The sequence below is a fragment of the Pseudoalteromonas sp. S1650 genome, assembly GCF_005887195.1.
In the GTDB taxonomy this organism is placed as follows: domain Bacteria; phylum Pseudomonadota; class Gammaproteobacteria; order Enterobacterales; family Alteromonadaceae; genus Pseudoalteromonas; species Pseudoalteromonas simplex.
Window position 1 is genome coordinate 77,266 of sequence record NZ_PNDF01000068.1, and the last position, 26,374, is coordinate 103,639.

Annotated in this window: 34 protein-coding genes; 23 read left to right on the forward strand and 11 right to left on the reverse strand. The window is 42.8% G+C overall.

Translation table 11 applies throughout. From position 1 onward, the window contains the following. Both CWB80_RS18130 and CWB80_RS18135 read left to right on the forward strand, forming a co-directional pair. The gene (locus CWB80_RS18130; protein ID WP_138601047.1) at window positions 1-3,288 is read left to right on the forward strand and encodes an efflux RND transporter permease subunit; all 3,288 of its coding nucleotides are present in this window, start codon (window positions 1-3) and stop codon (window positions 3,286-3,288) included. Next, the gene (locus CWB80_RS18135) at window positions 3,278-4,339 is read left to right on the forward strand and encodes an efflux RND transporter periplasmic adaptor subunit (RefSeq protein ID WP_138601049.1); all 1,062 of its coding nucleotides are present in this window, start codon (window positions 3,278-3,280) and stop codon (window positions 4,337-4,339) included. The genes CWB80_RS18130 and CWB80_RS18135 overlap by 11 nt, the downstream gene beginning before the upstream one ends. Here CWB80_RS18135 and CWB80_RS18140 read toward each other — a convergent pair. The 3 genes from CWB80_RS18140 to CWB80_RS18150 are packed head-to-tail and all read right to left on the reverse strand — an operon-like array spanning window position 4,332 to window position 6,264. Further along, the gene (locus tag CWB80_RS18140) at window positions 4,332-5,009 is read right to left on the reverse strand and encodes a nitroreductase family protein (protein ID WP_054554404.1); all 678 of its coding nucleotides are present in this window, start codon (window positions 5,007-5,009) and stop codon (window positions 4,332-4,334) included. The two genes, CWB80_RS18135 and CWB80_RS18140, sit on opposite strands and share 8 nt — an antisense overlap. Before the next feature lie 29 nt (window positions 5,010-5,038). Continuing rightward, complete coding sequence (locus tag CWB80_RS18145) at window positions 5,039-5,401, reverse strand: YfeK family protein (RefSeq protein WP_054554403.1); 363 nt, start codon at window positions 5,399-5,401, stop codon at window positions 5,039-5,041. An 8-nt stretch (window positions 5,402-5,409) separates the two neighbouring features. After that, complete coding sequence (locus tag CWB80_RS18150) at window positions 5,410-6,264, reverse strand: endonuclease/exonuclease/phosphatase family protein (RefSeq protein WP_054554402.1); 855 nt, start codon at window positions 6,262-6,264, stop codon at window positions 5,410-5,412. Window positions 6,265-6,439: 175 nt separating this feature from the next. On the opposite strand from CWB80_RS18150, the gene CWB80_RS18155 reads away from it, so the two are divergent. Both CWB80_RS18155 and CWB80_RS18160 read left to right on the forward strand, forming a co-directional pair. Further along, window positions 6,440-6,754, forward strand: coding sequence for a Bor family protein (locus CWB80_RS18155; protein ID WP_054554401.1), 315 nt, complete (start codon window positions 6,440-6,442; stop codon window positions 6,752-6,754). After that, entirely contained in the window at window positions 6,751-7,074 is a 324-nt protein-coding gene (locus tag CWB80_RS18160) for a Bor/Iss family lipoprotein (RefSeq protein ID WP_138601051.1), read from the forward strand. The genes CWB80_RS18155 and CWB80_RS18160 overlap by 4 nt, the downstream gene beginning before the upstream one ends. On the opposite strand, the gene CWB80_RS18165 is transcribed toward CWB80_RS18160, so the two are convergent. The 4 genes from CWB80_RS18165 to CWB80_RS18180 are packed head-to-tail and all read right to left on the reverse strand — an operon-like array spanning window position 7,075 to window position 10,938. Continuing rightward, on the reverse strand, window positions 7,075-8,313 hold the full coding sequence (locus tag CWB80_RS18165; RefSeq protein WP_138601053.1) for an ABC transporter permease: 1,239 nt from the start codon (window positions 8,311-8,313) through the stop codon (window positions 7,075-7,077). Further along, window positions 8,306-9,013, reverse strand: coding sequence for an ABC transporter ATP-binding protein (locus CWB80_RS18170; protein WP_138601055.1), 708 nt, complete (start codon window positions 9,011-9,013; stop codon window positions 8,306-8,308). The genes CWB80_RS18165 and CWB80_RS18170 overlap by 8 nt, the downstream gene beginning before the upstream one ends. Continuing rightward, window positions 9,013-10,179 (reverse strand): efflux RND transporter periplasmic adaptor subunit, encoded by a 1,167-nt coding sequence (locus CWB80_RS18175; RefSeq protein WP_054554397.1) that lies wholly within the window; start codon window positions 10,177-10,179, stop codon window positions 9,013-9,015. Before CWB80_RS18175 ends, CWB80_RS18170 begins: the two co-directional genes overlap by 1 nt. 48 nt (window positions 10,180-10,227) lie before the next feature. Further along, window positions 10,228-10,938 (reverse strand): YIP1 family protein, encoded by a 711-nt coding sequence (locus CWB80_RS18180; RefSeq protein WP_054554396.1) that lies wholly within the window; start codon window positions 10,936-10,938, stop codon window positions 10,228-10,230. A 170-nt stretch (window positions 10,939-11,108) separates the two neighbouring features. Here CWB80_RS18180 and CWB80_RS18185 point away from each other — a divergent pair, with 170 nt between their 5' ends. Further along, the gene (locus CWB80_RS18185) at window positions 11,109-12,002 is read left to right on the forward strand and encodes an aldo/keto reductase (protein ID WP_138601069.1); all 894 of its coding nucleotides are present in this window, start codon (window positions 11,109-11,111) and stop codon (window positions 12,000-12,002) included. 65 nt (window positions 12,003-12,067) lie between these two features. Here CWB80_RS18185 and CWB80_RS18190 read toward each other — a convergent pair whose 3' ends face one another. The 4 genes from CWB80_RS18190 to CWB80_RS18205 all read right to left on the reverse strand — a co-directional run bounded on the left by CWB80_RS18190 (window position 12,068) and on the right by CWB80_RS18205 (window position 14,980). Continuing rightward, window positions 12,068-12,745 carry a TorF family putative porin gene (locus tag CWB80_RS18190; protein ID WP_054554395.1) on the reverse strand — a complete coding sequence of 226 codons (678 nt, stop codon included), beginning with the start codon at window positions 12,743-12,745 and terminating at the stop codon, window positions 12,068-12,070. 288 nt (window positions 12,746-13,033) lie between these two features. Next, window positions 13,034-14,200 carry a hypothetical protein gene (locus CWB80_RS18195; protein ID WP_138601057.1) on the reverse strand — a complete coding sequence of 389 codons (1,167 nt, stop codon included), beginning with the start codon at window positions 14,198-14,200 and terminating at the stop codon, window positions 13,034-13,036. 151 nt (window positions 14,201-14,351) lie between these two features. Next, on the reverse strand, window positions 14,352-14,552 hold the full coding sequence (locus tag CWB80_RS18200; protein ID WP_138601059.1) for a helix-turn-helix transcriptional regulator: 201 nt from the start codon (window positions 14,550-14,552) through the stop codon (window positions 14,352-14,354). Between the two features lie 8 nt (window positions 14,553-14,560). Then, entirely contained in the window at window positions 14,561-14,980 is a 420-nt protein-coding gene (locus CWB80_RS18205) for a hypothetical protein (RefSeq protein ID WP_054554393.1), read from the reverse strand. Between the two features lie 230 nt (window positions 14,981-15,210). Here CWB80_RS18205 and CWB80_RS18210 point away from each other — a divergent pair, with 230 nt between their 5' ends. The 18 genes from CWB80_RS18210 to rplQ all read left to right on the forward strand — a co-directional run bounded on the left by CWB80_RS18210 (window position 15,211) and on the right by rplQ (window position 25,911). Beyond that, window positions 15,211-17,154, forward strand: a complete 1,944-nt coding sequence (locus CWB80_RS18210) for an AsmA family protein (RefSeq protein ID WP_138601061.1) — start codon at window positions 15,211-15,213, stop codon at window positions 17,152-17,154. A 275-nt stretch (window positions 17,155-17,429) separates the two neighbouring features. Further along, on the forward strand, window positions 17,430-17,798 hold the full coding sequence (rplN, locus tag CWB80_RS18215) for a 50S ribosomal protein L14 (protein WP_010378257.1): 369 nt from the start codon (window positions 17,430-17,432) through the stop codon (window positions 17,796-17,798). A 10-nt stretch (window positions 17,799-17,808) separates the two neighbouring features. Further along, window positions 17,809-18,123 (forward strand): 50S ribosomal protein L24, encoded by a 315-nt coding sequence (gene rplX, locus CWB80_RS18220; protein WP_054554391.1) that lies wholly within the window; start codon window positions 17,809-17,811, stop codon window positions 18,121-18,123. A gap of 16 nt (window positions 18,124-18,139) precedes the next feature. After that, complete coding sequence (gene rplE / locus CWB80_RS18225; protein WP_054554390.1) at window positions 18,140-18,679, forward strand: 50S ribosomal protein L5; 540 nt, start codon at window positions 18,140-18,142, stop codon at window positions 18,677-18,679. A 10-nt stretch (window positions 18,680-18,689) separates the two neighbouring features. Continuing rightward, window positions 18,690-18,995 (forward strand): 30S ribosomal protein S14, encoded by a 306-nt coding sequence (gene rpsN / locus CWB80_RS18230; RefSeq protein WP_054554389.1) that lies wholly within the window; start codon window positions 18,690-18,692, stop codon window positions 18,993-18,995. Between the two features lie 21 nt (window positions 18,996-19,016). Continuing rightward, on the forward strand, window positions 19,017-19,409 hold the full coding sequence (gene rpsH, locus CWB80_RS18235; protein WP_054554388.1) for a 30S ribosomal protein S8: 393 nt from the start codon (window positions 19,017-19,019) through the stop codon (window positions 19,407-19,409). Window positions 19,410-19,422: 13 nt separating this feature from the next. Continuing rightward, entirely contained in the window at window positions 19,423-19,956 is a 534-nt protein-coding gene (gene rplF / locus CWB80_RS18240; protein ID WP_054554387.1) for a 50S ribosomal protein L6, read from the forward strand. A 9-nt stretch (window positions 19,957-19,965) separates the two neighbouring features. Next, entirely contained in the window at window positions 19,966-20,316 is a 351-nt protein-coding gene (gene rplR / locus CWB80_RS18245) for a 50S ribosomal protein L18 (protein ID WP_036974021.1), read from the forward strand. Window positions 20,317-20,325: 9 nt separating this feature from the next. Next, window positions 20,326-20,832, forward strand: coding sequence for a 30S ribosomal protein S5 (gene rpsE / locus CWB80_RS18250; protein ID WP_036974018.1), 507 nt, complete (start codon window positions 20,326-20,328; stop codon window positions 20,830-20,832). Between the two features lie 3 nt (window positions 20,833-20,835). Further along, the gene (rpmD, locus tag CWB80_RS18255) at window positions 20,836-21,018 is read left to right on the forward strand and encodes a 50S ribosomal protein L30 (protein WP_016710201.1); all 183 of its coding nucleotides are present in this window, start codon (window positions 20,836-20,838) and stop codon (window positions 21,016-21,018) included. A 4-nt stretch (window positions 21,019-21,022) separates the two neighbouring features. Then, window positions 21,023-21,457 (forward strand): 50S ribosomal protein L15, encoded by a 435-nt coding sequence (gene rplO / locus CWB80_RS18260; RefSeq protein ID WP_054554386.1) that lies wholly within the window; start codon window positions 21,023-21,025, stop codon window positions 21,455-21,457. Between the two features lie 10 nt (window positions 21,458-21,467). Continuing rightward, the gene (secY, locus tag CWB80_RS18265) at window positions 21,468-22,796 is read left to right on the forward strand and encodes a preprotein translocase subunit SecY (protein ID WP_036974013.1); all 1,329 of its coding nucleotides are present in this window, start codon (window positions 21,468-21,470) and stop codon (window positions 22,794-22,796) included. Window positions 22,797-22,818: 22 nt separating this feature from the next. Further along, on the forward strand, window positions 22,819-22,932 hold the full coding sequence (rpmJ, locus tag CWB80_RS18270) for a 50S ribosomal protein L36 (protein WP_002959476.1): 114 nt from the start codon (window positions 22,819-22,821) through the stop codon (window positions 22,930-22,932). Window positions 22,933-23,060: 128 nt separating this feature from the next. Continuing rightward, a complete protein-coding gene (gene rpsM, locus CWB80_RS18275; RefSeq protein WP_036974011.1) occupies window positions 23,061-23,417 on the forward strand; it encodes a 30S ribosomal protein S13 in 357 nt (118 codons plus the stop codon). A gap of 13 nt (window positions 23,418-23,430) precedes the next feature. Then, window positions 23,431-23,817 carry a 30S ribosomal protein S11 gene (gene rpsK / locus CWB80_RS18280; protein ID WP_036974009.1) on the forward strand — a complete coding sequence of 129 codons (387 nt, stop codon included), beginning with the start codon at window positions 23,431-23,433 and terminating at the stop codon, window positions 23,815-23,817. A 21-nt stretch (window positions 23,818-23,838) separates the two neighbouring features. Further along, window positions 23,839-24,459, forward strand: coding sequence for a 30S ribosomal protein S4 (gene rpsD, locus CWB80_RS18285; protein ID WP_036974007.1), 621 nt, complete (start codon window positions 23,839-23,841; stop codon window positions 24,457-24,459). Between the two features lie 24 nt (window positions 24,460-24,483). Next, entirely contained in the window at window positions 24,484-25,470 is a 987-nt protein-coding gene (locus CWB80_RS18290) for a DNA-directed RNA polymerase subunit alpha (protein WP_004589198.1), read from the forward strand. Window positions 25,471-25,509: 39 nt separating this feature from the next. Continuing rightward, complete coding sequence (gene rplQ / locus CWB80_RS18295) at window positions 25,510-25,911, forward strand: 50S ribosomal protein L17 (RefSeq protein WP_004589197.1); 402 nt, start codon at window positions 25,510-25,512, stop codon at window positions 25,909-25,911. Window positions 25,912-26,374 lie beyond the last annotated feature (463 nt).

Below are 26,374 nucleotides of genomic sequence, written 5' to 3' on the forward strand. Positions count from 1 at the left end.
GTGAGTGCTATCGATAATGCTGTTAAAAACAGCTTGAGTGGCCGCCTTCCTGTTATTATTTTTATTATGTCGGTGTTGCTTGGCTTAATGGCATTAAAGCAAACCCCGCGTGAAGAGGAACCGCAAATTGTGGTTCCTATGCTTGATATATATGTAGCAGCGCCAAACGTCGAAGCGCCAGAAGTAGCAAGGCTGGTAACTGAACCATTGGAGAAGTTATTGGCGCAGTTAACGGGCGTTGAGCATATTTACTCGACTACACAAAGTAATGCTGCTGTTGTCACTCTTCGTTTTGAAGTCGGTCACGATCGTGAGCAAGCCATTCTCGACACTTACGCTAAACTCTATAGCTATCAACACACTATGGCGTCAGTGATCAGCTCATGGCAAATCCGTCCGGTTGAAGTGAACGATGTGCCCATTGTGATGCTGGGCTTATTTAGTAAAGATCCAAAACTTTACGATGACTATCAACTAACCCGCTTTGCTAACGAAATCGCTAATAGTTTACAGCGCATCGAAAACACCAGCGAAGTGAAAGTGATTGCTGGTAGAACCCGTCAATTAACAATTAACCTTGATGCAAGCGCTCTTGCTGCCCATCAAACAACCCTAACTGATGTGTATTATGCGCTTAGCGTATCTAACCAATTAGTGAATGTGGGCAGTGTTGTTGAGGGTAAGCAGCAAATTGCCTTACAAGTGGGTGATGTTTTACGCTCTCAATCTGCGATTGAACGTCTTGTTGTCAACGTGGTAAACGGTAAGAGTGTTTATCTAAGCGATGTGGCCGAGGTGAGTGATGGTCCAAGCGAAGCGCAAAGCTATCAATGGCTGGCTCATTCAGATAACCAACAACAACTTCCTTTAGTCACCATTAGTGTCGCTAAGCAAGCAGGCACCAATGCGGTCGCTGTAGCCAACGAAGTGCACAGCATGATGGACAGTTTATCGGCTAATCTATTGCCAGATGAAGTGGGCTACACCGTACTGCGTGATTATGGCCAAACCGCGAACGAGAAAGTAAATAACCTTACCTCAAGCTTAGTGTTTGCGGTATTTACCGTGGTTATTTTTGTTGGCGTATTTTTAGGTTGGCGACCAGCGATTGTGGTTGGTTTGGCAGTGCCTATTTGCTACGGCATCACCCTGACACTTGATTTTGCCTTTGGCTATACAATTAACCGAGTCACACTGTTTGCACTAATCCTTTCTTTAGGTTTGTTGGTTGATGATCCAATTACAGGGATAGACAACATAAGTCGTTTTTTAACCCATAAAGGCGATAAAAAACAACGCATAGTTGATGCCATGAGCGAAATTCGTGTGGCGCTGTTTATGTCTACATTAACCATTATGGTGGCGTTTATCCCACTTGCGTTTATTACTGGCATGATGGGGCCGTACATGGCACCGATGGCATTCAATGTGCCAATCAGTGTAATGGTTTCGACCATAGTGGCATTTTTTGTTACGCCGTGGTTGGCAATGAAACTACTTAAAGCGCCAGTCGGTGACAGCGTTCAACTCGATGCCAATCAGCATGGTTTATATGAGCGCATATTATCACCATTACTTGAGTCTAAAGGCCGTGCCAAACTCGTTTTATGGACCACATTAGCTTTGTTTGTCGCCAGTGCCATGTTACCCGTAATGCGTGCAGTGCCTTTAAAGCTATTACCGTTTGATAATAAAAACGAGTTACAAGTTTTAATCGATATGCCAGAAGGTACAAGCCTGGAGCAAACCGCCGCTTTCACTCGACAAGTACAAACCATCACTTGGCAATTAAATGAAGTAAGCGAGGCGGCAGCCTACGTTGGTCAGCCATCAAGCATGGACTTTAATGGTATGGTGCGTGGGTATTATCGACGTGAAGCAGCGAACCTTGCTGAGCTCAGAGTATTATTGCTCGATAAGACTGAGCGTGATCATCAATCTCATGGCGTGGTCATGCGCTTGCGAGCAGCATTAGCGCAACTGGCAACCGATGGCATTGTGATTAAAGTGGTTGAAGTACCACCGGGTCCGCCGGTTTTAAGTACCTTAGTGGCCGAAGTTTACAGTGAGCCATTTGTTGATACAGACACGCACTATCAAGCAGCCCTTGCTGTTGCTGCAAGGTTAAAACAAGAGCCGCATGTGGTTGAGGTTGATACCAGTATTGCTGCCAATGCACCCTTACAACGTTTTGTTACTGATAAAAGTAAAGCGTCATTGTCAGCGGTGTCTACGCAAGATATTGCCCAGACCTTAGCCATTGCTTCGCATGGGCAAAATGTTGGGGTGTTATATGTTAGCGGCGAAACAGACCCTGTCGATATAAAGTTACAACTGCCATATCAAGATCGTAACCAATTTGCTCAATTGCTGGCATTACTAGTTCGTGGTGATAGGGAGCTTGCAAAAACCAGTGATGAATTTGGGCTGCAAAGTGCACCGCGTCCGCTGGTGGCGCTCTCTGAGTTAGGTGAATTTCAGCATCAAGATGTTGCCAAGCCAATTATGCGTAAAGATCAGCGTAATGTTGTGTATGTAATGGCTGAGTTAAATGGTCGTACACCCGCTGAAATTATTGCTGACGTCAATGCTGACTTAGGCATTAGCGCTGACGAATTTAGCCAAACTGATTGGCAAAGTAGGCACTTTTTCAATAATGGTGGTAGCCAAGCTTGGCAATTACCTGCTGGCACTGACGTGACCTTTAGTGGTGAAGGCGAATGGCGAATTACCATTGATGTATTCAGAGATATGGGGATTGCCTTTGCGTTTGCGCTCACTGCCATTTTCATCATTTTACGCATTCAAACAAACTCTGCCAGTTTGTCACTGATCATCATGTCGGCTATTCCATTAACCGTAATAGGGATCATGCCGGGCTTTTGGCTATTAAATCAATTTGGAGAGCGCAGCATTGCTGGTGCTCCAGAGCCGGTGTTATTCACTGCAACAGCCATGATTGGTATGATTGCACTTGCTGGTATTGTGGTTCGTAACTCACTTATTTTAGTTGAGTTTATTAATCAAGCTCGCGGCCAAGGTATGGCAATTAAACAGGCTTTGATTGCCGCAGGTACGGTGCGTATGCGCCCTGTGTTACTCACAGCGGGAACCACCTTATTAGGTAACTTGGTGATCACCCTAGATCCGGTATTTAGCGGTCTAGCGATTGCAATTATTTTTGGTATTGTGGCATCAACATTGTTCTCATTATTTGTTGTGCCACTGGTTTATTATTTAGTGTTTGCAAAGGATGCAGGTAAAGAGGAACAAGCTCATGCAGGGTAAATCAAAACTTACTGGCTCGATCATCGCGTTATCTGTGATCATTGTGGCGGTACTTTACATGGCGGGCAGTTTCTCTGATAAGCAAGCTGCAGGCATGAAAAACCCATCAGCAAATGATTACACTGGTCAGTTAGTGACAGTGACACTGGCAGATATTGCGCGTGATGAAGTTGTACCGGGCACCGTGATTGCAAAACAAAATACGCAAATCTCTTCTCGTGTAATGGCACAAGTTGAGCGTTTAAATGTACGCGCTGGCGATACTGTAAAACAAGGTGACGTGCTAATTACCTTGCAGCAAGATGACTTTAAAGCAGGGCTGGCTCAAAGCGAAGCACAAATAAATGCGATTAATGCATCGCTGACTCAAGCAGAGAAACAACTAAAGCGTATTAACGATTTATACAAGCAAGGTTTGGTATCTATTAGCGAATACGACGATGCAAAAGCAAGGTTCGATAATTTAACGGCGAACCTAGCGATTGCTAAACAGCAGCAAACACAAGCGCAAGTTGCACTGAGTTTTACGCAAATTAAAGCGCCGATTTCAGGTGTTGTGGTTGAGCGCTTTGCAGAGCCTGGCGATACCGCAACTCCTGGCACGCCATTACTCGCACTGTATAACCCACAACAATTGCAATTAGCATTTGATGTCAGAGAACAACAAGCAATTAAGTTGAATGTTGGTCAAACTCTAACGGTTAAACTACCTGCTTTATCTACGTCAATGCCTGCTACAGTGACAGAAATTGTGCCGGTTGCTGATAGTGCTGCGCGTAGTATGGAGATCCGTTTAGAAACAGATGCGCAAACTGGATTAATGCCAGGGCTTTATGCGCAATTACAATTACCGCTCGCTACTGAAAAAGGGGTGTTGATTGAGTCAAGCTGGGTGTACCAATATGGCCAATTGAGTATGGTCTATTTACTTGAAAATAATCAGATAGTGCGCCGCTATGTGCGCCTTGGAGAAATGCTCGATGGCCAGCAGCACATCGTTTCAGGTTTAAACCCGGGTGATGTGCTGGCTGTTGATTTTAAAACTAAATAAAGGTTGCTATTTCGTCTAGCGACTTTTTCACTAAGGCATGCTCAGGGATGGTTGCATCTGTGCCAGGGTAGCCTGCAATAAGTAGCATGTAAGGGCGCTCATTATCTTTATCGCGGCCACAAATTTCGGTTAAGAAGCTCATTGGTTTTGGTGTATGCGTGAGGGTGGCAAGACCAGCTCTGTGTAGTGCTTGAATTAAAAAGCCGGTTGCTAGGCCAACAGATTCATGAACATAGTAATTGGTATTTTTGTCATCGGCAGAAATACCGCCTTTCTTTTGACTAAACACGGCAATTAGCCAAGGTGCATGCTCAAGGTAGGGCTTACTGGCATCGGTGCCAAGTGGTTTTAAGGCATCTAACCATTCTTCACCTGCGCGACCTTCATAAAATGAGCGCTCTAGTTTTTCAGCGGCTTCTCGAATTTGTTTTTTCACATCGCTGCTGTGTATTGCTACAAAGTGCCAAGGTTGATGATTGGCCCCACTGGGTGCAGTGCCAGCCGCTTTAATACAAGTTTCGATTATTTCTTTTGGCACTGGGCGATCGCTAAAGCTACGAATACTGTGGCGACGCTGACTCACGGCTAAAAACTCTTCGGCGCGTTTTAGCATCTCGTCATGAGGGTACTCAATAAAGTCATTGAGTGGCTGATTCTTGTGTTCTTGCATGGCTTTTCGCTTCTTGTGTGTTGATGATTTTAATTATGAATATGTTGGTTTCGACGGTACTCTTTTAATTCATTGCTTAACCAATCTTTTGCATTGATTAAGTTACCGTTGCTGAGTTTAACTTTATAGGGCTTACCGCTCCATGAGCTTTTGCTCGCCAGATTTTCGATAAACTTTTCGGCAGTTTTTGCATAGCGGGTTGCTTTTCGATACTTCATAGCTAGGTGTTCGGCAGCATCTTGGCTTGAGTGCTCTGTGCCGTTGCGAATAAATACGGCATCACTCTTAGCGACAAAATCAATGAGGTGATTTATCTCTTGTTCTGGGGTCGCTGCATTACTGAATTGGCTAATGCTCAATAACATTAACGCGATAAACCAATATCCTTTCATTGTTATTTTCACTGTACTTTTTGCTCTATGGTCAAGGTTGCAATTATTGGATTATGATCTGAGCTTACAAGCTCAGGTACTATGGTTGTCTTTATTTTGACACCACGCACCCATACTTGGTCAAGTGCTAACCCAAATGCTTTGGTACGTTTATCATCTAAATAGATAGCTTCGTGCAAACCTAGCTGAGTCAATGTTTGCTGTAATAAGGCTTGGCGCTCATCACTCCAAGTATTGAGATCACCGGCAAACACGATAGGCCCTTTGTGCGTTTGCATAATAGCAGCGGCATCGTCTAGCTGTTGTTTAAAGTCACTAACGCCAAAAGCAAAGTTAATGGCATGCAGGTTAATACTCAGTAATAACTGTTGATCTGGCAGCGCATATTCCACAATATTGGTGGCTTTTGGGCTACGTAGCCAAGGCTCTTTATGGGTGAGTGTACAATGCACAGTAGCTGGCCAGCGGCTGAGTGTCATAACTCCAGATTGCACGCCGCCACTCTTATACCCTTTAGCAAAGCGCCAATAGGGTTTGAGCTTTGTAAGCGAAGGTTCTTCGATAGCTTCTTGTAGTAACACAATATCAGCACCGGCATTTAGGTTTTGCAAATCGGTGAGTAAGCCATCTATTTGTGCTTTGTAGATATTCCAACTCAATAACTTGAACTGATAGGGCAAAATATAATGTTCAGCGTAAGTTTGCATACGACTTTGTGCTAACTGCTGTTGGCAATTAGCAAGGTTCACAGCGGTTTTGGTTATACCTTGTTGCTCATCAGAGCTAGGATCGCTTGAAAAGCTATACCAAGACAGCACACTCAAACACACAAGTAATAAAAATATACGCAGATATGCCGTCATAATGACCTTTAGTTACGTTCCTTGAGAGTTAGTCGTTGTTAGCCTCAGTTTAGTTCAAAGGCTAAATGTTAGAAACTGTAGTATTTTCTACAATTTCTATACGCTTTCTTACCCAAAATGAGTACTCATATTCTTATACTTACTGAGCTTAACAACTCAGACAAAGGAACTACTCATGAAACAAATGGCCTGTATGCTGCTTGCCTTATCGGTGACAGCGTGTTCATCAGTCACCATAGTGCCAGAAAAAACAACCAATAAATTAGCCACTAAAGCTGATTACCAAGATAGTCGCCCATTCTTTTTGTGGGGCCTCGTTGGTGAAGAGCGCGTTGATGTAAAGGCTATTTGCCAAGATAAAAAAGTTGCCCAAATGCAATCGCAACAAACATTCGCTGATGGCGCATTAGGACTCGTTACACTCGGAATTTATGCTCCTCACACAGTAAAAGTATGGTGTGAGCAACAAGCACAGGAGCAACAATTATGAAAAGCCTACTAGCAACAACTGTGTTAGTGGCAACCTTAAGTGGTTGCACAAATATCTACTTTGATAATGGCAGTGCTGCACAAGCCAATAAAGCGCCTGCAACAGAGCAATGGCATCATAACTTTGCCGCGGCGCTTTACGAAGGTTCAGAGCCTGTAGACTTATCAGAGGAGTGCCCTGATTCCGAATGGCAAACTGTTCACACTTATAAGTCGTTCACCAATGGTTTAGCTGAAGTTGCAGTAAACCAAGTTGGGCCTATTTGGTACCCGAAAACAGTTGAAATAAGCTGCGCTCAAGTACCTTATAAGCCAGACTAGTTATTCATAACGCAGTGCATCAATTGGGTTTAAGCGTGCCGCTTTAATAGCGGGCGCTAAGCCAAACACAATACCAATCAATGAAGTAAAGCCAAATGACAGCATAATCGCCCAACCCGGTATGTAGGCATCTGGCATGCTCGGCACTAAAACTGAAATTAGTGCCGCAGCACCGTAGCCTATCGCTAAACCAATTAAACCACCAAACAGTGATAGCACCACCGCTTCAACTAAAAATTGCAGCATAATAAAACCAGGTGTTGCCCCTAATGCTTTTAAAGTGCCGATCACACGCGTACGTTCTGTTACCGAAACCAGCATGATATTCATCACTCCGATACCACCAACTACCAGGCTGATACCTACGATCCCCGCGGTAATTGCGGTTGCACTTCCGGTAAATTTATCGATATTAGCACGGGCTTTTTCGGCGGTTTCAAATTCAAAGTCGTCATCTTCACCGTCTTTCAGTTTATGTAATTGACGTAAGATGCGGCGAATTTTAGCCAGTACTTGCGCTTCGTTAGCATCGTCTTTTAAACGAAACATCATTTGTACATTGGTATCAACACTGCCACCTTCTAGCGCGCTCATGGTACTTATCGGAATATTAATGTAATCGTCTTGGTCAAAACCTAATAAACTACCTTGTTTTTCAGCAACACCAATAATGCGAAACCACTCACCACCGAGTTTGATATATTCACCTACAGGGTTTTCTGGCAGGTTAAGCTTTTCGATAATTGAAGGGCCAATAAACGCCACTCTACGGCGTTTTGCATCATCTTCTGCGCGAATAAATCGGCCGAGTTCTGGGTAGGTGCGGTAAGCTTTTTGGTAGTCTTGCTCTGTGCCCATTACCCTTGAAGCATGGCTTTTATTGCCATACTCTGCTGCACCAGAAAAGCGCCAAGTAAACATAAGCGCAGTAAAGGTTTCAGCTTCTTTCACGCGTGCTTTTAGAGTTAGAAAGTCGCTGTAGGTTAACTTTGCTTGTTGCCCTACCATTTCTTTTTCTACGCTAGTGTAAGGCTTTATATTGGTGACATCTGGAGACATATCAGCAAGCTGATCATTAATTTGCTTGGTAAACCCTTGCATTACTGCTACCACGGTCACAACTGCAGCAACACCAATAATAATGCCCAAGCAGGTAAGGGCACTACGCATTGCATTGGCTTTAATTGCCATCAGTGCTGCTTTTGTGCCTTCCATTACAGCGATAGCAGATTTAAACATGTTGTCTTGCTCCTTCGCTTTTGCGGGTATCACTAACAACTTTGCCATCAACTAAACGAATAACACGTTGGCAGTGATCAGCAATATCTTGTTCGTGAGTAACCAAAATAATGGTGTGTCCTTCGTTATGAAGCTCATCAAACAGCGCCATGATTTCAGTGGTGGTTTTACTATCTAGGTTACCGGTAGGCTCATCACCAAGTAGAATATGGGGCTTAGTAACTAGTGCGCGAGCTATAGCGACACGTTGACGTTGACCACCAGAAAGTTGGCTTGAAAGGTGATTCACCTTATCGCCAAGACCAACCCGTTGTAATGATTCGAGCGCTTGTTGCTTTCGCTCTTTGGCTGAGATAAATCGATACACTAAGGGCTGCATAACATTTTCAAGGGCGGATGCTCTTGGTAATAAATTGAAACTTTGAAAAATAAAGCCAACACTTTCATTACGCTGATGAGCAAGCTCCGTTTCGGTCATGCGCTTTACGAGCTTATCTTTTAAATAGTAGTCACCACTGGTGGGAGTATCTAAGCAGCCAAGCAAGTTCATCAGGGTTGATTTACCTGAGCCGGAAGGGCCAATAATGGCAACATACTCATTTTGAGCAATTTCAATATTAATATCATCAAGGGCTTTGAAAACTTGTTCGCCCATTTTGTATTGTTTATTGATATTACTGAGTTTGATCACCACAGACATTAGCTAGCACCTTTTTCAGGGCTGTTTTTAACGGCTACCGTATCACCCTCTTTAAGTGAGCTAAGTGGTCTAGCTGGGCCGATAACAATACGATCTCCTTTTGCAACACCGCTGGTTAGTGCTTGTTCGATATCTGAAGAAATACCTACCGTAACAGCTGTTTTAGTTACTGTGTTATCTGCGTTAAGCTTCCAGACAAAGTAGCTATCATCCTCTTTTTGAATAGCTTCAATAGGCAGTTTTAAGCCGTTTTCGGCAATGCTTGTGGCGATTTCTGCGCGGCAGCTCATTCCGGCATAAAGCTGGCGGTCAGTGGCATCAAGCAGTACCTTGACTTTAAATGATAAGCCTTGTGAACCAGCTTGATTTTTTGCTGATGTGCCAATGTTTATGACTTTACCAGTAAAAGGTTGATTTGGGTAAGCGGCAGCATAGATATCTGCATGTTGGTCTAGTTTGATACCGGCAATATCGGTTTCATCCACTCGAAGTTCGGCTAATATTGCGCTGGGGTCAGCTACTAGCATCAAGTCTGAGCCAATAATGTTGGTTGTTCCCGCAATAACGGTTTCACCTTCTTTAATATTTACCGAAGCAAGTAGGCCACTCATTGGAGCGCGAAACACGCTTTTATTTAAACGGTCTTCAGCAATCAATAGTGATGCTTGGGCTTGGTTGTAAGCTTCACGTTTTGCTTCAATATCTATTTTTGCTAAATCGCGGGCATTTTGTAGGTTTTCATACACTTCTTGGCCAGCAAGGCCAACTTCATAAAGCTCTTTTTGGCGGCTTAATTGGCGCTCAATATTTTTTAATCGGGTTTCGCTATGTTTAATATCGATTTCGGTCGCACGAAGCACGGCTTTATTGCGGGCAACTTCAGATTCAAACGCGGTCGTATCTAAGCGCATAAGAATATCGCCTTCAGTGACACTTTCACCTTCTTCTACAAATACTTTAGCTACACGGCCAGTCACTTCTGAGCGCAGTTGCACTTGGGTGTTAAAAACTAGGTTACCAGAGGCTAAAATTGAATCGGCAATATTGCCTTGTTCAACTTCTGCAATATGCATTTCTGGTGCATCTTTATTGCCTGTGACTTGTTTTGAGATTAGTAAAGCGACAAATGCCGTAACAGCGAGGCCAATTATAATGGCTTTTTTCATCTTTCTTCCTTGGAAGTTAAGAGCGGCATATTGCCGCTCAAAGCAGAATTAAACGAGAGCGATTACAGTCCAAATACCGTAAATAACAATACTTGGTAAGGCTGCAAACAGTAGCGCCTTATTGAAAGTGAAATTAGTCCAGCTCTTTAAACCGATAGCTGCGATGAAAATACCCCAAATAGAAAAGATATTGAGACTTTCAAGTAAGGTGTAGAATGGGTGGCCAATTTCTAAACCAATTAAAAGTTGGTTAATCGAAGCATAGTTAAATAACGTCTGTGAGATTTGGTCGGTACTCGCAGTTAATACTAAGATGAGTAAACCTAGGCTTGAAATAATCATTGGCATCATAGTCCACACACCAAAGCCATACCACGCACCATAGCCATAATTAGCTTCTGGGTCTTGCTTAGATACAAATAGGTAGTAGCCTGCCATTAGAGCATTAATAACAGCCAAACCAATAATGCCACCAAACATAGCAAACCATACTTGCATATCTATGGTTTGCTCCATGCTTTGGCGAATCATTTTTTGTTCTGCAATGGTGGCATCAACACTGGCCGCTGCCACTTGTTGATCTATTAAAAACTGCGGGTCAGCCTTATTGTAAAAAGCAAACATGCTGGCAGCGAGAATGCCGGCAAGTAAAATAAAGGCAACAAAAGACCAACCTTTTGCCTCTTTTAAACCATTAAAGGCTTTGCTTGGGCTGATAAAAATATCAACCAAAGCAGTCATAACATTTGACGATTTCATTTTTTATTCCTTGTTTTATAACATTTGTTTTTAGGTACTAAAATATCCTGTTTAGTAACAAATTAGCAATCTATTTTGTAACTGTATGTTAACAGCTGTGATTGGTAAATCTGTGATATGGTTAAAGAGTTAATTTGAGTCGAATTTATTAGGAAAAGTAGGTCGTTATGGTGAATAACAATGATCGTTGTATTGATGAGTTGGTATTAGGGTTCTGGCGTTTGCTAGATTGGCAGATAACGCCCCAGCAATGCTTAAGTTTTTTAGAAAATGCAATTGAAATGGGGGTGTCACATACCGATCACGCTGACATTTACGGTGAATACGGTTGTGAAGCTGAATTTGGTAAAGCACTTAAACTAAAACCAAGTATTCGTGATGAAATCAAAATAATCACAAAGTGTGGTATCAAGCCTGCGTTTGCAAGCCTAGGGCTACAAGGCAAAGCAAATCATTATGATTCAAGTGCCGCGCATATTATTGCCTCGGCACAGCAGTCACTTAAAAACTTCAGCACTGATCGTTTAGATGTATTACTTATTCATCGCCCTGATTACTTGATGAACGCCGATGAAATGGCACAAGCATTTAATACCCTAAAAGCAAATGGTGATGTGCTTGACTTTGGTGTATCTAATTTTACCCCATCGCAACTTAGCTTGTTGCAGTCGCGTTTAGACTTTGAGCTTGTGACTAATCAAATTGAGTTTTCTCCGTACGAAATGAAAGCCCTTGATGATGGCAGCTTAGACCAATGCCAATTGCTTGATATCAAACCTATGCTTTGGTCTCCATTAGCTGGGGGTCGCTTATTCTCAAGTGAAGATGAAAAAGCGGTGCGTTTACGTGCAGTGTTGGAGCAGGTTGGGGCTGAAATTGGCGCCACAGCCATTGATCAGGTTGTTTATGCTTGGCTGTTAATGCACCCAAGTGCACCATCTGTGGTACTTGGTACGGGTAATATTGAGCGTGTTAAATCAGCTGTTGACGCTAAGCAGCTTACTATGAACCGCGAGCAATGGTATCGCATTTGGCAAGGCTCAACTGGTCATAGTGTACCATAAGTGTATTGATATAAATGAGAAAAGGGCCTTAACGGCCCTTCGTGTTGCAGCAAGTAACACATTCTTTATAAAGTGAAGTCAACCGCGTAAGCGACGTACACTTTTACATCTGAACCATCAATGTCGTTGTCTGAAAGACCGAAAGTAAAGCCGTCTTTCGACACTGAAACACCGTAGTCGATGATGTCATCATCACCAATGAAATCCCCTGAGTAATGACCTAGGTGAAGGGCCATTTCTGCACCGGTACTGCCAACTGGGAAGCTGTAGTCAGCATTTAAATAAAGTGAATCACCAAAATCTGTACCGTCACCGCTTGCTGCTGATGTTGCTAGGACAGCTGCACCAAAGGTGAAGCTACCCATGCTAATGCTACCGTAGATTTCTGAGAAGTCTGCATCTGTGTAAGATGCTGCATCTGGGTATGCATAATAAATGTAGCCAACATCGTAGCTAAAGGTTTCATTGATTTCACCGCCAAAACCAGCATAAAGGTCTAGCTCGTAAGTCATGTCGTCAGCCCAGCTAGCATTCGACACCCAAGTACCCGCATAAAAGCCAGATTCACTTGCGTAGTCGATACCACCTTGGATTGCAGCATCACCACCGCCTTGCTCTTGACCACGCCATAAGTAGTTTGAAGTTGCCGCAGCGTTTGCTGTGACTTCTGCATAGCTATATGTTGAGCTCAAAGTTAATAGCGCAAGGGCGCTTGCTGCGACCGTTTTTTTTAGTTTTAGCATGTTTCTGTATCCTGTTGTTATGTTGATTTTGTCCCATTTTCAGATTGCAGTCTGGTTATTATTTGAGGACATTTTCTATGTGTTGTCTGGATACGATATTGCACTGGTTGTGCCAAGTTAATTTCTAACGGGATATTTTATGCTTAAAGGCTTTAAAAACAGGCTTTTAAACTTGTTTAATTGTGAAAAGGATGGTTATTTGAATTGTTCATGCGCACATGTGTGGTGCAAAAAATAACCCGGTTGCACAATTGCGAAGCAACCGGGTTTTGCTTATTTGAGAGTAACTTAGCCGAAAATTGCACGCATTAGACTAATGGTTTCTTCAACACTGCGGCCTTTTTCAACTTCACTGATGATTGAATCGCGCTTAGCTTTGATATGTTCAGGGATATCATCACTTGCTAATGCTCGGTCCACCAGTATCTCTGCTGATTCTTTGCCACGGCGTACGGTCTTTTTACCTGCTGAGCTCGTGGTACTCTTAGGTTTGTTTAACAACTTAATATAGTTAGAGTTATCAGCGGTACTTTTATCTGCATAATAAAAGAAGCTAGGCAATAGGGCTTTGATTTCAACCAGAGATTGTTCAAGCTCATTTGCTGCACTGGCCATTTTGAACCAAGGCATGCTATGTATTGCTTCGACAACATCTTGCCAGTAGCGCTCAAAATCACGGTTATTAAGCTTAGTAATGCCTAATGCCGCACAAAGGGCATCAAGTTTACTATTTACGATTGGTGTAAACACGTCAGGTCGGCGCATCGCAAGCAAGCGAGTAGCAGGAGCAAGCGTTGGCTTTTCATCGCTGCCATTAAATGCCATGAAGTAAGCAACCATAAAATGCTGATAATGTTCTTGCGTTACTTCACCCTCAGCTGGAATGTGTACAAGCGCCTCATCGAACGCACCAGGTAAATCACTCAACATTTGGTGGAAACCTTTCGCGTTCTTGGTAGAAGCAAACCATTCAACGTCGAAGTTATAGCTGCTTGGATCAAGCGAGGCACTGTGTTTACCTGAAAACGCTAAACGGTCTTCTGGGATCATCTCTTTTAGGGATTGCGATTTAATTGCAGCAATGTAATTAGCTAAGCGTAGTTGCTCATCAAGGGCTAAAAGCTCTTTATGCTGCTCGATGAAGCCTGCAATAACAGGCCATGGCGCAACCCTTAATGTTTTTAACTGCAAAAAACTGATTGCAGAAATTAATAAGTCATGAAGTTTTTTAAGAGTGGGTAATTGCTTATCTTCTAACAGATCGTAGTTAATGCGATCGCGGCTTGCACTTAATAGCTCATAGCACCAACCTAAAAAGTCTTCAGGGTGGTTTTCTACTTTAACTGCCATAAGGTTTAAGCTGATATCAGAGGCTTGCTTGAGGATATTTTGATAAATTTGACTTTCTTGCTCGCCAAGCGCCATTTTTGACGGTGAAATAAGCAGTTTCTTCATGCTTAATCGATACTCCAGTTTTGACCAAATTGGGTTGTTTAATTTTAGTACACAGGGTGCAAAAACAACAGGGTCGTGCATCATACCGAAGTAATGAAATGATGCAATCTTACTGATAATTTATAAGTAAGATTGCGACTGACGTGGTTTATTAATCATGGTCATCGAGTGTAAATAATTGCTCAACACTGAGTTCAAACTGAGCAGCGATTTTTAACGCGATAATCACTGAGGGTATAAAGCGGCCTGTTTCAACTGTGCTAATGGTTTTACGTGATACTGCAATAGCATCAGCAAGTTCTTGCTGCGATAATCCCTTTTCTTTGCGGAATTTAGCGATATTATTTTGCACTTTTATACCTAGTCTCTACTTTGCCAAAGAATTGATACGCCATATATCAAACACATCAAGGCAAGGTAAAATGTGGCCATCATGCTATGAGATACATTTAAAGCAAGTTCATCAGACAATAAAAAAATAGCCCCCATGCTAAAAAGCAATCCAAGCACAACATGTTTATAAGCGATGGTATCAATCGTATTTAAAAATTCATCCTTATAAGTAAGGCGATAACCAAGTTTCCATGTAAATCCCCCTCTAATCACAAACATAAAGAAAGATCCTAAAAATGCGGCAACACCAATAAATAGTAAAAATACTGATGTTTGCTTGAGCATTGGGTAAACACTAATAATTAATAACGTGACTCCCATGAATATTGAAAACCATGCGTTATGACTCATAAACTTTTCTTCCGTTTTGATATCTTGCTTAGACATAATCGTTTCCTTTTATTTTAAACTCAAATGTAACCTACAGGTATCAATGTAACCCTAGGGTATCATACGATCAAGATCATTTTGTAACCTACAGGTATCAAAAAGTTTCAGCGCTGATTCATATTCTTGTACCTAAGCTTGTTTACAAACCTTTTTGTGTGTTCGGCAATGCAATTGCGCCTAACTCCCGCTATGATAAGAACATTGTTTGCCCATTTTTAAGGATGATTATGAAAACCTTACTGAAAATTGTTGGTGTCATCTTCGTATTACTGATTGCATTGGTAGTCGCAGCACCATTCCTAATACCTACAGACGCGATATTTAATAAAGTATCGGAGCAAGTAGAACAAACCACAGGTCGTAGTCTGACTATTAATGGCGATAAAAAGCTGTCGGTATTTCCATCATTAAAACTCGAATTGAATGATGTGCACTTTGCCAATATGCAAACAGGCTCGCAAAAAGATATGGCAAGCATGCAGCAACTTGCTATCCGTATCCCGTGGATGTCGTTATTTGGCGGTGAGTTTAAGCTTGATAAATTCGTTATTAACGAACCAACGATTTTGTTAGAAACCGATAAAAATGGTAAAGCAAACTGGCAATTATTTGATGCGGTTGCTGAGCAACCACAGACAGAGCAGCAAAAGAGTTCTGGCGCTGTTAACTTACCAGATAACTTTGATATTGAACTTGGTGAAGTAGCAATCTACGGTGGTACTTTCACTTATCTAGATGGTAAAACTGGGGCAAAGCAACAGATAAGCGATTTAGAGTTAGCCATCTTACTACCTTCTCTGCGTAAGACCTTAGAATTAAAAGGCGGTATTACCTATATGGGTGAGCGCTTTGATTTAGATGTCACCCTAGATACACCTGTTAAAGCGATTGAAGGCGAAACCTTTAATGTAAGCACTGAGGTTGATTCGCGCTTAGTCGATTTAAATTTTAAAGGTGCGATTGCAGAAATGGGTAATGACGTGCAAGGGCTTCTTTCTGTTAGTGGTGACTCTGTTAAAAACATTGCGAGTTGGCAAGGTGTTGAGCTTAATGCAAAAGAAAATGCGTTTAATGCCTTTAATGTAAAGGGTTCAATGCACCTAAAAGGACAGCAGTTTAAGCTTACTGAGCTACTTGCCACCCTCGATGAGCTGCAAATTAAAGGTAAAAGCGATATTAAGCTTGGTGACCGCTTAGCTGTGAATGCCGATATTGATTTAGGCATGCTTGATTTAAACCCTTACCTACCAGAGGGCGTAGCTAAAGAAGAACATACAGAACCTGCCGCAGATGCACCAGCACAGCCAATTGTTTGGGATGATACTGCAATTGATATGAGCGGCTTAAACGCACTAGATGCAAATGTAGTCGTGCGTTCAAGTGGCTTAAAAGCAAATGATATTACCCTTGGTGAAAACCAGTTAACGGTGAACCTAAAAAATGCTGTGGCTAAAATCAGTTTAGATAAGTTTGTTGCTTATGAAGGCAATGGTAAAGGTGTAATAACCGTTAACGCCAAGCAAACACCTTATAAAATTAGTACTAACTTTTCTTTAGATAAAATCGATGCACAGCCATTACTAACTGATGCGGCTGGTTTCGATAAGTTAATGGGTAAAGGCTCTCTAAATTGGGATCTAACGACCACAGGTCAAAGCCAAAAGAGCTTTATCAATGCTTTAAATGGTAAGTTAGGCTTTGAGTTTGCTGATGGTGCGGTAAAAGGGGCCAACATTGCAGAGATGGTTCGTAAAGCAAAAGAGCTTATCAAAGGTAACTTGAGTGCAGTATCAGAAGGTTTAGATACAGGCTTTGATAACTCACAGCAAACAGACTTCTCGGCATTGCAGGGCAGTTTTGTATTCACTAACGGTGTTGGTGAAAATAAAGACCTATCACTACTTAGCCCGCTTATTCGCATTACAGGCTCAGGTAAAGTTGATTTACCTATGACGAATGTAGACTATCGCTTGGTAACGGGGATTGTTGATTCAATCGAAGGGCAAGGCACGACCGATGACAGTACCGGCTTTAAAATTCCACTGCGTATCAAAGGTCCATTCCATGATGTTGGTTATAGCCTAGATGTCAGTGATGCGGCTAAAGAAGAAGTCAAAGAAAAAGCTAAAGATAAAATCAAAGACAAATTAAAAGGTCTATTTGGTAATTAATAAAAATTTAATTAAAGTCAAAAACAGGGCGCATTTGCGTCCTGTTTGTTTTATAATCAATAACAAACCAGCAAGCTGCTGTAATTCCTCAATGCAAGCATTGCGATTAATTCCAAATTAATTAAAAAATAACCTACCACTTCCTTGCCATTGCTGCTACAATTGCCCGCCCTTAAGAGACAACTTGCTTGTTTTTTGAGTGGAATTTAACCGAAATGTCTTGATTTTAAACAAAATTAAGGCGTGTTGTAATTTCTACACCGGAGGTCATTAACATGATCCAAATGCAAACTCAGCTGGACGTTGCTGATAACAGCGGCGCTCGCAAAGTGCAGTGTATTAAAGTCCTTGGCGGTTCGCACCGTCGCTATGCAGCGGTTGGCGATATCATCAAAGTTTCTGTAAAAGAAGCTATTCCTCGCGGTAAAGTGAAGAAAGGTGATGTTAAAAACGCGGTAGTTGTGCGTACTAAAAAAGGCGTTCGTCGTCCGGACGGTTCTTTGATCCGTTTCGATAGCAATGCGGCTGTTATCTTAAACGATAACTTACAGCCAATTGGTACTCGTATCTTCGGCCCTGTGACTCGTGAACTTCGTACTGAAAAGTTCATGAAAATCGTTTCACTAGCACCAGAAGTACTATAAGGAGTCTATCATGGCAGCAAAAATCCGTCGTGATGACGAAGTAATCGTACTAGCAGGCAAAGACAAAGGTAAGCGCGGTAAAGTGCTTTCAGTTGTTGCTGAATCTGGTCGAGTATTTGTCGAAGGCATCAACTTAATCAAGAAGCACCAAAAGCCTGTTCCTCAGTTGAACCAAGCTGGCGGTATTGTTGAGAAAGAAGCGTCTATCGACGTATCAAACGTTGCGATCTACAACTCGGAAACGGGTAAAGCAGATCGTGTAGGTTTCAAGATTGAAGATGGTAAGAAATTACGTATCTTTAAATCTACTGGTAAAACTATCTAATAGTTGGAGTAGAATGATGGCGAAACTGCATGAAGTATATAAAGACAAAGTAGTTGCTGAGCTTCAAGAGAAGTTTGGTTTCAGCTCTGTCATGCAAGTCCCTCAGATCGAAAAGATCACATTAAACATGGGTGTGGGCGAAGCTCTAGCTGACAAGAAGATCCTAGATAACGCTGTTGCGGATCTAGAAGCAATCTCTGGTCAGAAACCTCTAATCACTAAAGCACGCAAATCAGTTGCTGGCTTCAAAGTGCGTGAAGGTTACCCAATTGGTTGTAAAGTAACCCTACGTGGCGAGCGTATGTGGGACTTTTTTGAGCGTTTGGTTTCAATCGCTATCCCACGTATCCGTGACTTCCGTGGTGTAAGTGCTAAGTCTTTTGATGGACGTGGTAACTACAGCATGGGCGTACGTGAGCAAATCATCTTCCCAGAAATCGATTATGATAAAGTAGACCGTGTTCGCGGTATGGATATCACAATCACTACTTCTGCGAAAACAGATGATGAAGGCCGTGCGTTGTTAGAAGCGTTTAACTTCCCATTCAAGAAATAAGGGTAGGGTTATGGCAAAGAATTCTATGAAAGCGCGCGAAGCAAAGCGTGCGAAATTAGTTGCTCAGTTCGCTGAAAAGCGTGCGGCACTAAAAGCTATCATCAGTGATGTTAATACATCTGACGATGATCGTTGGGACGCGGTATTAAAGCTTCAAGCTTTACCACGTGATTCTAGCTCTTCACGTCAACGTAATCGTTGTAACGTTACGGGCCGCCCACATGGTTACCTTCGCAAATTCGGCATGAGCCGTATTAAAGTTCGCGAAGCAGCTATGCGCGGTGAAATTCCTGGCCTTAAAAAGGCTAGCTGGTAATAGTATCACGGGAGTAAGACTATGAGCTTGCAAGATCCTATTGCGGATTTGTTTACACGTATCCGTAACGGTCAGTCAGCGAAGAAAGTATCAGTAACGATGCCAACTTCAAAACTGAAAGTAGCAGTAGCTAAAGTATTAAAAGATGAAGGTTATATCGCAGATTACGCTGTAAGCGGTGAAGCGAAGCCTGAGCTTTCTATCGATTTAAAATATTTCGAAGGCAAAGCTGTTATTGAAAACATCCAGCGTGTTAGCCGCCCTGGTTTACGTATCTATAAGAAACGTGACGAATTACCAAAGGTAATGGGTGGTCTTGGTATCGCTATCGTATCAACTTCTAAAGGCCTAATGACAGACCGCGCAGCACGTAGTGCCGGCGTTGGTGGTGAGATCATTGGCTTTGTAGCTTAATCGGAGGGGAACTATGTCTCGCATAGCAAAGGCACCAATCAATGTTCCTGCCGGTGTAGAAGTTACATTAAAAGGCCAGGACATCACAGTTAAAGGCAAAAACGGTGAATTAACTCGTACAATCAACGACGCTGTTGAAGTACAAGTTAACGACAACGTTATTACAACTTTACCTCGTGAAGGCGTAGCTAATGCATGGGCACAAGCAGGTACTGCTCGCGCTCTAATCAACAACATGGTTGTTGGTACGCATGAAGGTTACGAGAAGAAACTTCAGTTAGTAGGTGTTGGTTACCGTGCAGCAGCTAAGGGCAAAGTATTAGACTTAACTCTTGGTTTCTCACACCCAGTGAATTTCGAAGTACCAGAAGGTATTACGATTGAAACACCAAGCCAAACAGAAGTTCTAGTTAAGGGCGTAGACAAGCAGTTAGTTGGTCAAACAGCTGCTAACATCCGTGCATACCGTAAACCTGAGCCTTATAAAGGTAAAGGTGTTCGTTACGCGGACGAGAATGTACGCCGTAAAGAGGCTAAGAAGAAGTAAGGTAAGACGATGGATAAAAAAACAGCTCGTCTACGTCGTGCTAAGCGCACTCGTAGAAATTATATTGAACAAGGCACAACGCGTCTTGTTATCCACCGCACGCCACGTCACATTTACGCTCAAGTAGTTACTGCTGAGGGTACTGTACTGGCTGCTGCTTCTACTGTTGAAAAAGCAATTAGCGAAACAGTTAAAGGCACAGGTAACGTTGCAGCTGCTCAAGCAGTTGGTAAAGCGGTTGCTGAACGTGCAGCTGACAAAGGCATCGAAAAGATTGCTTTTGATCGCAGTGGCTTTAAATATCACGGCCGTGTGAAGGCGCTTGCTGATGCAGCGCGTGAAGCCGGTCTGCAATTCTAGGAGTAGACAATGGCTAACGTAGAAGCAAAGCAACAACAGCCTGATTTGGCTGAAAAGCTAATCGCGGTAAACCGTGTGTCTAAAGTGGTTAAAGGTGGTCGTATCTTTAGCTTCACTGCACTAACAGTAGTTGGTGACGGCGCAGGTAAAGTAGGTTTTGGTTATGGTAAAGCACGTGAAGTTCCAGCTGCTATTCAAAAAGCAATGGAAAAAGCACGTCGCAACATGATCAGTGTAGACCTTAACGGTAACACGCTACAGCACCCAATCAAGGGTCGCCACGCGGGTTCTAAAGTATACATGCAGCCTGCTTCTGAAGGTACAGGTATCATCGCCGGTGGTGCGATGCGTGCAGTACTAGAAGTAACTGGTGTACAGAACGTATTGTCAAAAGCATACGGTTCAACTAACCCGATCAACATCGTTCGTGCAACGATTGCTGCTCTAGAGAACATGAACTCTCCAGAGTCAATCGCTGCTAAACGTGGTCTTAGCGTTGACGAAATCACGGGGTAAACCATGGCTAATAAAACTGTAAAAGTAACACAAGTAAAGAGCTCTATCGGTCGTTTACCGAAGCATAAAGCTACATTACGCGGTCTTGGTCTACGTCGTATCAATCACACTGTTGAGTTAGAAGACACAGCATGTGTGCGTGGTATGATTAACCAAGTTTCTTACATGGTAAAGGTTGAGGGTTAATTCGATGCATTTGAATACACTTTCACCTGCTGCTGGTGCAAAAACTGAAAAGAAACGTCTAGGTCGTGGTATTGGTTCTGGTCTTGGTAAGACTGGTGGCCGTGGTCATAAAGGCCAAAAATCACGTTCTGGCGGTAAAGTACGCGTTGGTTTCGAAGGCGGTCAAATGCCTATGCAACGTCGTCTACCTAAATTTGGTTTCACTTCACGTAAATCATTAGTATCTACTGAAGTTAACCTTTTTGAAATCGCTAAAGTTGAAGGCGATGTAGTAGACGTAAACGCGTTACAAGCAGCTGGTCTAGTTAAAAAGAACATCCAGTTCGTTAAAGTAGTTAAATCTGGCGAAGTTTCACGCGCAGTTACCGTTAAAGGTCTTAAAGTGACTAAAGGTGCTCGCGAAGCTATCGAAGCTGCCGGAGGCAAGGTAGAAGACTAAGGAAGTACTAATGGCTAAACCAGGTCAAGATATGAAAAGTGCACAAAGTGGGCTTTCGGAATTGAAGCGTCGATTACTATTTGTATTAGGTGCTATCATTATTTACCGTCTAGGTTCATTCGTGCCGATCCCTGGGATTGACGCCGCTGTACTTGCCGATTTCTTCGAGCAACAAAAGGGCACCATTGTTGAAATGTTTAACATGTTCAGCGGTGGTGCGCTTGAGCGCGCTTCAGTGTTAGCACTGGGTATTATGCCGTACATCTCGGCTTCGATTATTACGCAACTATTAACGCATATGTATCCGCCGTTTATAGAGCTTAAGAAAGAAGGTGAGCAAGGGCGTAAGAAAATTAGCCAGTACACACGCTACGGCACGCTTGTGCTTGCTACAATCCAATCAATCGGTATTGCTACTAGCTTACCGGGCATGATGGACGGGTTAGTTGTTAACCCAGGTATCGGTTTCTACTTCACTGCTGTAGTGAGTTTAGTAACTGGTACTATGTTCCTAATGTGGTTGGGCGAACAAATTACAGAGCGTGGTATCGGTAACGGTATCTCAGTTCTGATTTTTGTTGGTATTGTAGCTAACCTGCCGTCTGCTATTGGTTCGACAGCCGAAATGGCGCGCCAAGGTGATCTGAATGTACTTGTACTGTTATTGATTGCTGTAATCGTATTCGCTGTTACTTACCTAGTTGTATTCTTTGAACGTGGCCAACGTCGTATCGTCGTTAACTACGCAAAGCGTCAACAAGGTCGTCAGGTATTTGCTGCTCAAAGCACGCACTTACCACTGAAAGTAAACATGGCGGGTGTTATTCCACCAATCTTTGCTAGCAGTATAATTCTGTTCCCTGGTACAATTGCAAGCTGGTTCGGCCAGGGTGAAGGTCCGGTCGCTGATGTGCTACAAGCAATCGCTACAACGTTGACTCCAGGTCAACCTTTATATGCGATGGTTTTAGCTGCGGCTATTATCTTCTTCTGCTTTTTCTACACCGCGTTGGTATTTAACCCGCGTGAAACAGCAGATAACCTGAAAAAATCTGGCGCATTTATCCCAGGTATTCGTCCAGGTGAGCAGACATCTAAATACATTGATAAAGTGATGACACGCCTGACATTGGCAGGTGCTTTGTATATAACCTTTATCTGTCTGGTGCCCGAATTCATGACTATGGCATGGCAAACGCCATTCTATTTCGGCGGTACATCAATTTTGATTATCGTTGTTGTAATCATGGACTTTATGGCACAAGTACAGACGCATCTGATGTCACATCAGTATGATTCTGTGCTGAAAAAAGCAAACCTTAAAGGCTACGGTCGATAAGGTCATTTTACGGAGTTGAGCAATGAAAGTACGTGCTTCCGTTAAGAAAATATGCCGTAACTGTAAAGTTATTAAACGTGCTGGTGTAGTACGCGTAATTTGCAGTGAGCCTAAGCACAAGCAAAGGCAAGGCTAATTAAACAGTCGTGCAGGCTGAGTTATTTACTCGGCCTGTGTTTTTAGTTGTGATTTGGTCTTCGTTTGAGTATCCTTACGGGCTTTTCAAACAGATGATTACCAAATTCAAATATAGGAGATGTGTTAGTGGCCCGTATCGCTGGCATTAACGTCCCTGATCATAAACACGCAGTTATCGGTTTAACTGCTATTTATGGCATAGGTAAGACTCGCTCTAAGGCTATCTTAGCAGCGACTGGTATCGCCGAGACCACAAAAATCGGTGAACTTTCAGACGAAACACTTGACGTATTGCGTGAAGCAGTTGGCAAGTACACTGTAGAAGGTGACCTTCGTCGTGAAGTTACATTAAATATCAAGCGCCTTATGGACCTTGGTTGTTTCCGTGGCCTACGTCACCGTCGTTCGTTACCACTACGTGGTCAACGTACTAAGACTAACGCGCGTACTCGTAAGGGTCCTCGCAAGCCTATCAAGAAATAAGGTGGGGTAGATTATGGCTAAAGCACCAATTCGTCGTAAGAAGGTTAAAAAGCAAGTTGCTGATGGTATGGCTCACGTTCATGCTTCTTTCAACAACACTATTGTAACAATTACCGACCGTCAAGGTAATGCACTATCTTGGGCAACAGCAGGTGGTTCAGGTTTCCGTGGTTCACGTAAATCTACTCCATTCGCGGCTCAGGTTGCTGCAGAGCGTGCAGGTACTGCTGCTCAAGAATACGGTTTAAAAAATCTAGAAGTTTTCATCAAAGGTCCAGGTCCAGGTCGTGAATCTGCTGTACGTGCTTTGAATGCTGCTGGTTACCGTATCACCAACATCACTGACGTGACGCCAATCCCTCATAATGGTTGTCGTCCACCGAAGAAACGTCGCGTTTAACAATAGGTTAGGAGAAATAACATGGCAAGATATTTGGGCCCTAAGCTCAAGCTGAGTCGTCGTGAAGGTACTGACCTGTTCCTTAAGAGCGGCGTAAGAGCTATCGACTCTAAGTGTAAACTTGAGACTGCACCTGGTCAGCACGGCGCTCGTAAAGGTCGCTTATCTGATTACGGTTTACAGCTACGTGAAAAGCAAAAAGTACGTCGTATCTACGGTGTATTAGAAAAGCAATTCCGTAACTACTACAAAGAAGCTGCTCGCCTTAAAGGTAATACAGGTGAAAACTTGTTACAGCTTTTAGAGCAACGTTTAGACAATGTTGTATATCGCATGGGTTTTGCTAGCACACGCGCTGAAGCACGTCAGTTAGTAAGCCACAAAGCGATTTTAGTTAATGGTCGTGTTGTGAACATTCCTTCATACGTAATTACTCCAGAAGATACTGTTGTAATTCGTGAGAAGTCAAAAACACAAGCACGTATCATCGCTGCTCTAGAGTTGGCTGAGCAACGTGAAAAGCCGACTTGGGTTGAAGTTGACGGTAAGAAAATGGAAGGTAGCTTCAAGCGCCTACCTGAGCGTTCAGATCTGTCTGCGGACATTAACGAACAACTAATCGTCGAACTTTACTCTAAGTAAAGTTAAGAGTTAAGAGAGGATAAAATGCAGGGTTCTGTTACCGAATTCCTAAAACCAAGGTTAGTCGATATCGACGCTATCAACCCAACGCGTTCTAAAGTAGTTTTAGAACCATTAGAGCGTGGCTTTGGTCACACTTTGGGTAATGCCTTACGCCGTATACTGTTATCATCTATGCCTGGATGTGCAGTAACTGAAGTAGAAATCGACGGTGTATTGCATGAGTACAGCGCGAAAGAGGGCGTACAAGAAGACATCATTGAAATTCTGTTAAACCTTAAAGGTCTAGCAGTAACTTTAGAAGGCAAAGATGAAGTTTTTCTGACCCTGACTAAATCTGGTGTAGGCCCTGTGACTGCGGCTGATATTCAGCACGATGGTGATGTAACTATCGCCAACCCAGATCACGTTATCTGTCACCTTACGACAGATAGCAGCGAGATCAGCATGCGTATTCGTGTTGAGCGCGGTCGCGGTTATGTGCCGGCATCTAGTCGTTTATCCTCTGATGACGATGAGCGTCCAATTGGTCGTCTGCTGCTTGATGCATCATTCAGCCCAGTTGAACGTATTGCGTACTCGGTTGAATCAGCCCGTGTTGAGCAACGTACAGACTTAGACAAGTTAATCATTGATATGGAAACAAACGGCACTCTAGATCCTGAAGAAGCGATCCGCCGTGCGTCTACTATCTTAGCTGAGCAATTAGATGCATTCGTAGATTTACGTGATGTAACTGAGCCAGAAGAGAAAGAAGAGAAGCCAGAATTCGATCCTATTCTGCTTCGTCCAGTTGATGATCTTGAGCTAACAGTACGTTCAGCAAACTGTTTGAAAGCCGAGCAAATTCAATATATCGGTGATTTAGTTCAGCGCACTGAAGTTGAGCTTCTTAAAACGCCTAACTTAGGTAAGAAGTCTCTAACTGAAATTAAAGACGTGCTAGCTTCACGTGGTCTTTCTCTAGGTATGCGCCTAGAAAATTGGCCGCCTGCAAGCCTAGCTGAATAATCTAAATCACTATATTAGTTTAGTTAGAAGGATAGGGTCATGCGCCATCGTAAGAGTGGTCGTCAATTAAACCGTAACAGCAGCCATCGCAAAGCGATGTTCAGCAACATGGCTGGTTCTTTGGTGAAACATGAAATCATCAAAACAACTTTGCCTAAAGCTAAAGAGTTGCGCCGTGTAATTGAACCTTTAATCACACTGGCTAAGACTGACAGTGTAGCAAACCGCCGTTTAGCGTTTGCTCGCACGCGTGATAATGAAGTAGTTGGTAAATTATTCAGCGAAATCGGTCCACGTAATACAGACCGTCCTGGTGGTTACACTCGTATTCTTAAGTGTGGCTTCCGTGCTGGTGATAATGCACCAATGGCTTATATTGAACTAGTTGGTCGCCCAGCGACAAACGAAGAAGTTCAAGAAGACGCGCAGTCTGCAGAGTAAGTCGTAAAGACACCAAAAAGCCGAGCTTATGCTCGGCTTTTTACTTTCTAAAATTCACTACTAAAAATTCACTCTCAATAAAACAGCTCTATCAACCCTAAACATTACCATGCAATCTTGAAGCACCTAGCACCTAGCACTTAGCACCCAGCAATTAAGATCACATATAAAGATCAATTCGCGTTCTTTTATAGTTAAAATCACCTTCTATACAACTTAAATACAAGCTCATTTATAAAAAACACTGCCTAAATAGTCATAATACGAGTAATTTAGTGCTATTTTTACCCGTTTCGCTCGTATTTTGCGCGAACAGTCATTTTTTTCATAAAAACTTCAAAAAACAGTTGATCTCAATTCGGATCTCCCTATAATGCGCATCCACCGACACGGCGGACTGCTTACAAAAAAGCAAAACGACGAGTTGGTTAAGTCAAGTAAAACTGAGTTTTGAAAAAATAAA

Bases quoted from the DNA above. Each gene is read 5' to 3' on its own strand.
- CWB80_RS18165 (WP_138601053.1), bottom strand. From the start codon at position 8,313: ATGTTTAAATCTGCTATCGCTGTAATGGAAGGCACAAAAGCAGCACTG.
- CWB80_RS18190 (WP_054554395.1), bottom strand. From the start codon at position 12,745: ATGCTAAAACTAAAAAAAACGGTCGCAGCAAGCGCCCTTGCGCTATTA.
- CWB80_RS18195 (WP_138601057.1), bottom strand. From the start codon at position 14,200: ATGAAGAAACTGCTTATTTCACCGTCAAAAATGGCGCTTGGCGAGCAA.
- CWB80_RS18160 (WP_138601051.1), top strand. From the start codon at position 6,751: ATGAAAAGCCTACTAGCAACAACTGTGTTAGTGGCAACCTTAAGTGGT.
- CWB80_RS18180 (WP_054554396.1), bottom strand. From the start codon at position 10,938: ATGAAATCGTCAAATGTTATGACTGCTTTGGTTGATATTTTTATCAGC.
- rpsD (WP_036974007.1), top strand. From the start codon at position 23,839: ATGGCAAGATATTTGGGCCCTAAGCTCAAGCTGAGTCGTCGTGAAGGT.
- rplR (WP_036974021.1), top strand. From the start codon at position 19,966: ATGGATAAAAAAACAGCTCGTCTACGTCGTGCTAAGCGCACTCGTAGA.
- CWB80_RS18175 (WP_054554397.1), bottom strand. From the start codon at position 10,179: ATGAAAAAAGCCATTATAATTGGCCTCGCTGTTACGGCATTTGTCGCT.
- CWB80_RS18150 (WP_054554402.1), bottom strand. From the start codon at position 6,264: ATGACGGCATATCTGCGTATATTTTTATTACTTGTGTGTTTGAGTGTG.
- CWB80_RS18140 (WP_054554404.1), bottom strand. From the start codon at position 5,009: ATGCAAGAACACAAGAATCAGCCACTCAATGACTTTATTGAGTACCCT.
- CWB80_RS18170 (WP_138601055.1), bottom strand. From the start codon at position 9,013: ATGTCTGTGGTGATCAAACTCAGTAATATCAATAAACAATACAAAATG.
- rplO (WP_054554386.1), top strand. From the start codon at position 21,023: ATGCATTTGAATACACTTTCACCTGCTGCTGGTGCAAAAACTGAAAAG.
- secY (WP_036974013.1), top strand. From the start codon at position 21,468: ATGGCTAAACCAGGTCAAGATATGAAAAGTGCACAAAGTGGGCTTTCG.
- CWB80_RS18145 (WP_054554403.1), bottom strand. From the start codon at position 5,401: ATGAAAGGATATTGGTTTATCGCGTTAATGTTATTGAGCATTAGCCAA.
- CWB80_RS18205 (WP_054554393.1), bottom strand. From the start codon at position 14,980: ATGTCTAAGCAAGATATCAAAACGGAAGAAAAGTTTATGAGTCATAAC.
- rplX (WP_054554391.1), top strand. From the start codon at position 17,809: ATGGCAGCAAAAATCCGTCGTGATGACGAAGTAATCGTACTAGCAGGC.
- rplF (WP_054554387.1), top strand. From the start codon at position 19,423: ATGTCTCGCATAGCAAAGGCACCAATCAATGTTCCTGCCGGTGTAGAA.
- CWB80_RS18210 (WP_138601061.1), top strand. From the start codon at position 15,211: ATGAAAACCTTACTGAAAATTGTTGGTGTCATCTTCGTATTACTGATT.
- rplQ (WP_004589197.1), top strand. From the start codon at position 25,510: ATGCGCCATCGTAAGAGTGGTCGTCAATTAAACCGTAACAGCAGCCAT.
- CWB80_RS18135 (WP_138601049.1), top strand. From the start codon at position 3,278: ATGCAGGGTAAATCAAAACTTACTGGCTCGATCATCGCGTTATCTGTG.
- CWB80_RS18290 (WP_004589198.1), top strand. From the start codon at position 24,484: ATGCAGGGTTCTGTTACCGAATTCCTAAAACCAAGGTTAGTCGATATC.
- rplN (WP_010378257.1), top strand. From the start codon at position 17,430: ATGATCCAAATGCAAACTCAGCTGGACGTTGCTGATAACAGCGGCGCT.
- rplE (WP_054554390.1), top strand. From the start codon at position 18,140: ATGGCGAAACTGCATGAAGTATATAAAGACAAAGTAGTTGCTGAGCTT.
- CWB80_RS18155 (WP_054554401.1), top strand. From the start codon at position 6,440: ATGAAACAAATGGCCTGTATGCTGCTTGCCTTATCGGTGACAGCGTGT.
- rpsH (WP_054554388.1), top strand. From the start codon at position 19,017: ATGAGCTTGCAAGATCCTATTGCGGATTTGTTTACACGTATCCGTAAC.
- rpsK (WP_036974009.1), top strand. From the start codon at position 23,431: ATGGCTAAAGCACCAATTCGTCGTAAGAAGGTTAAAAAGCAAGTTGCT.
- rpsN (WP_054554389.1), top strand. From the start codon at position 18,690: ATGGCAAAGAATTCTATGAAAGCGCGCGAAGCAAAGCGTGCGAAATTA.
- rpmJ (WP_002959476.1), top strand. From the start codon at position 22,819: ATGAAAGTACGTGCTTCCGTTAAGAAAATATGCCGTAACTGTAAAGTT.
- rpmD (WP_016710201.1), top strand. From the start codon at position 20,836: ATGGCTAATAAAACTGTAAAAGTAACACAAGTAAAGAGCTCTATCGGT.
- rpsE (WP_036974018.1), top strand. From the start codon at position 20,326: ATGGCTAACGTAGAAGCAAAGCAACAACAGCCTGATTTGGCTGAAAAG.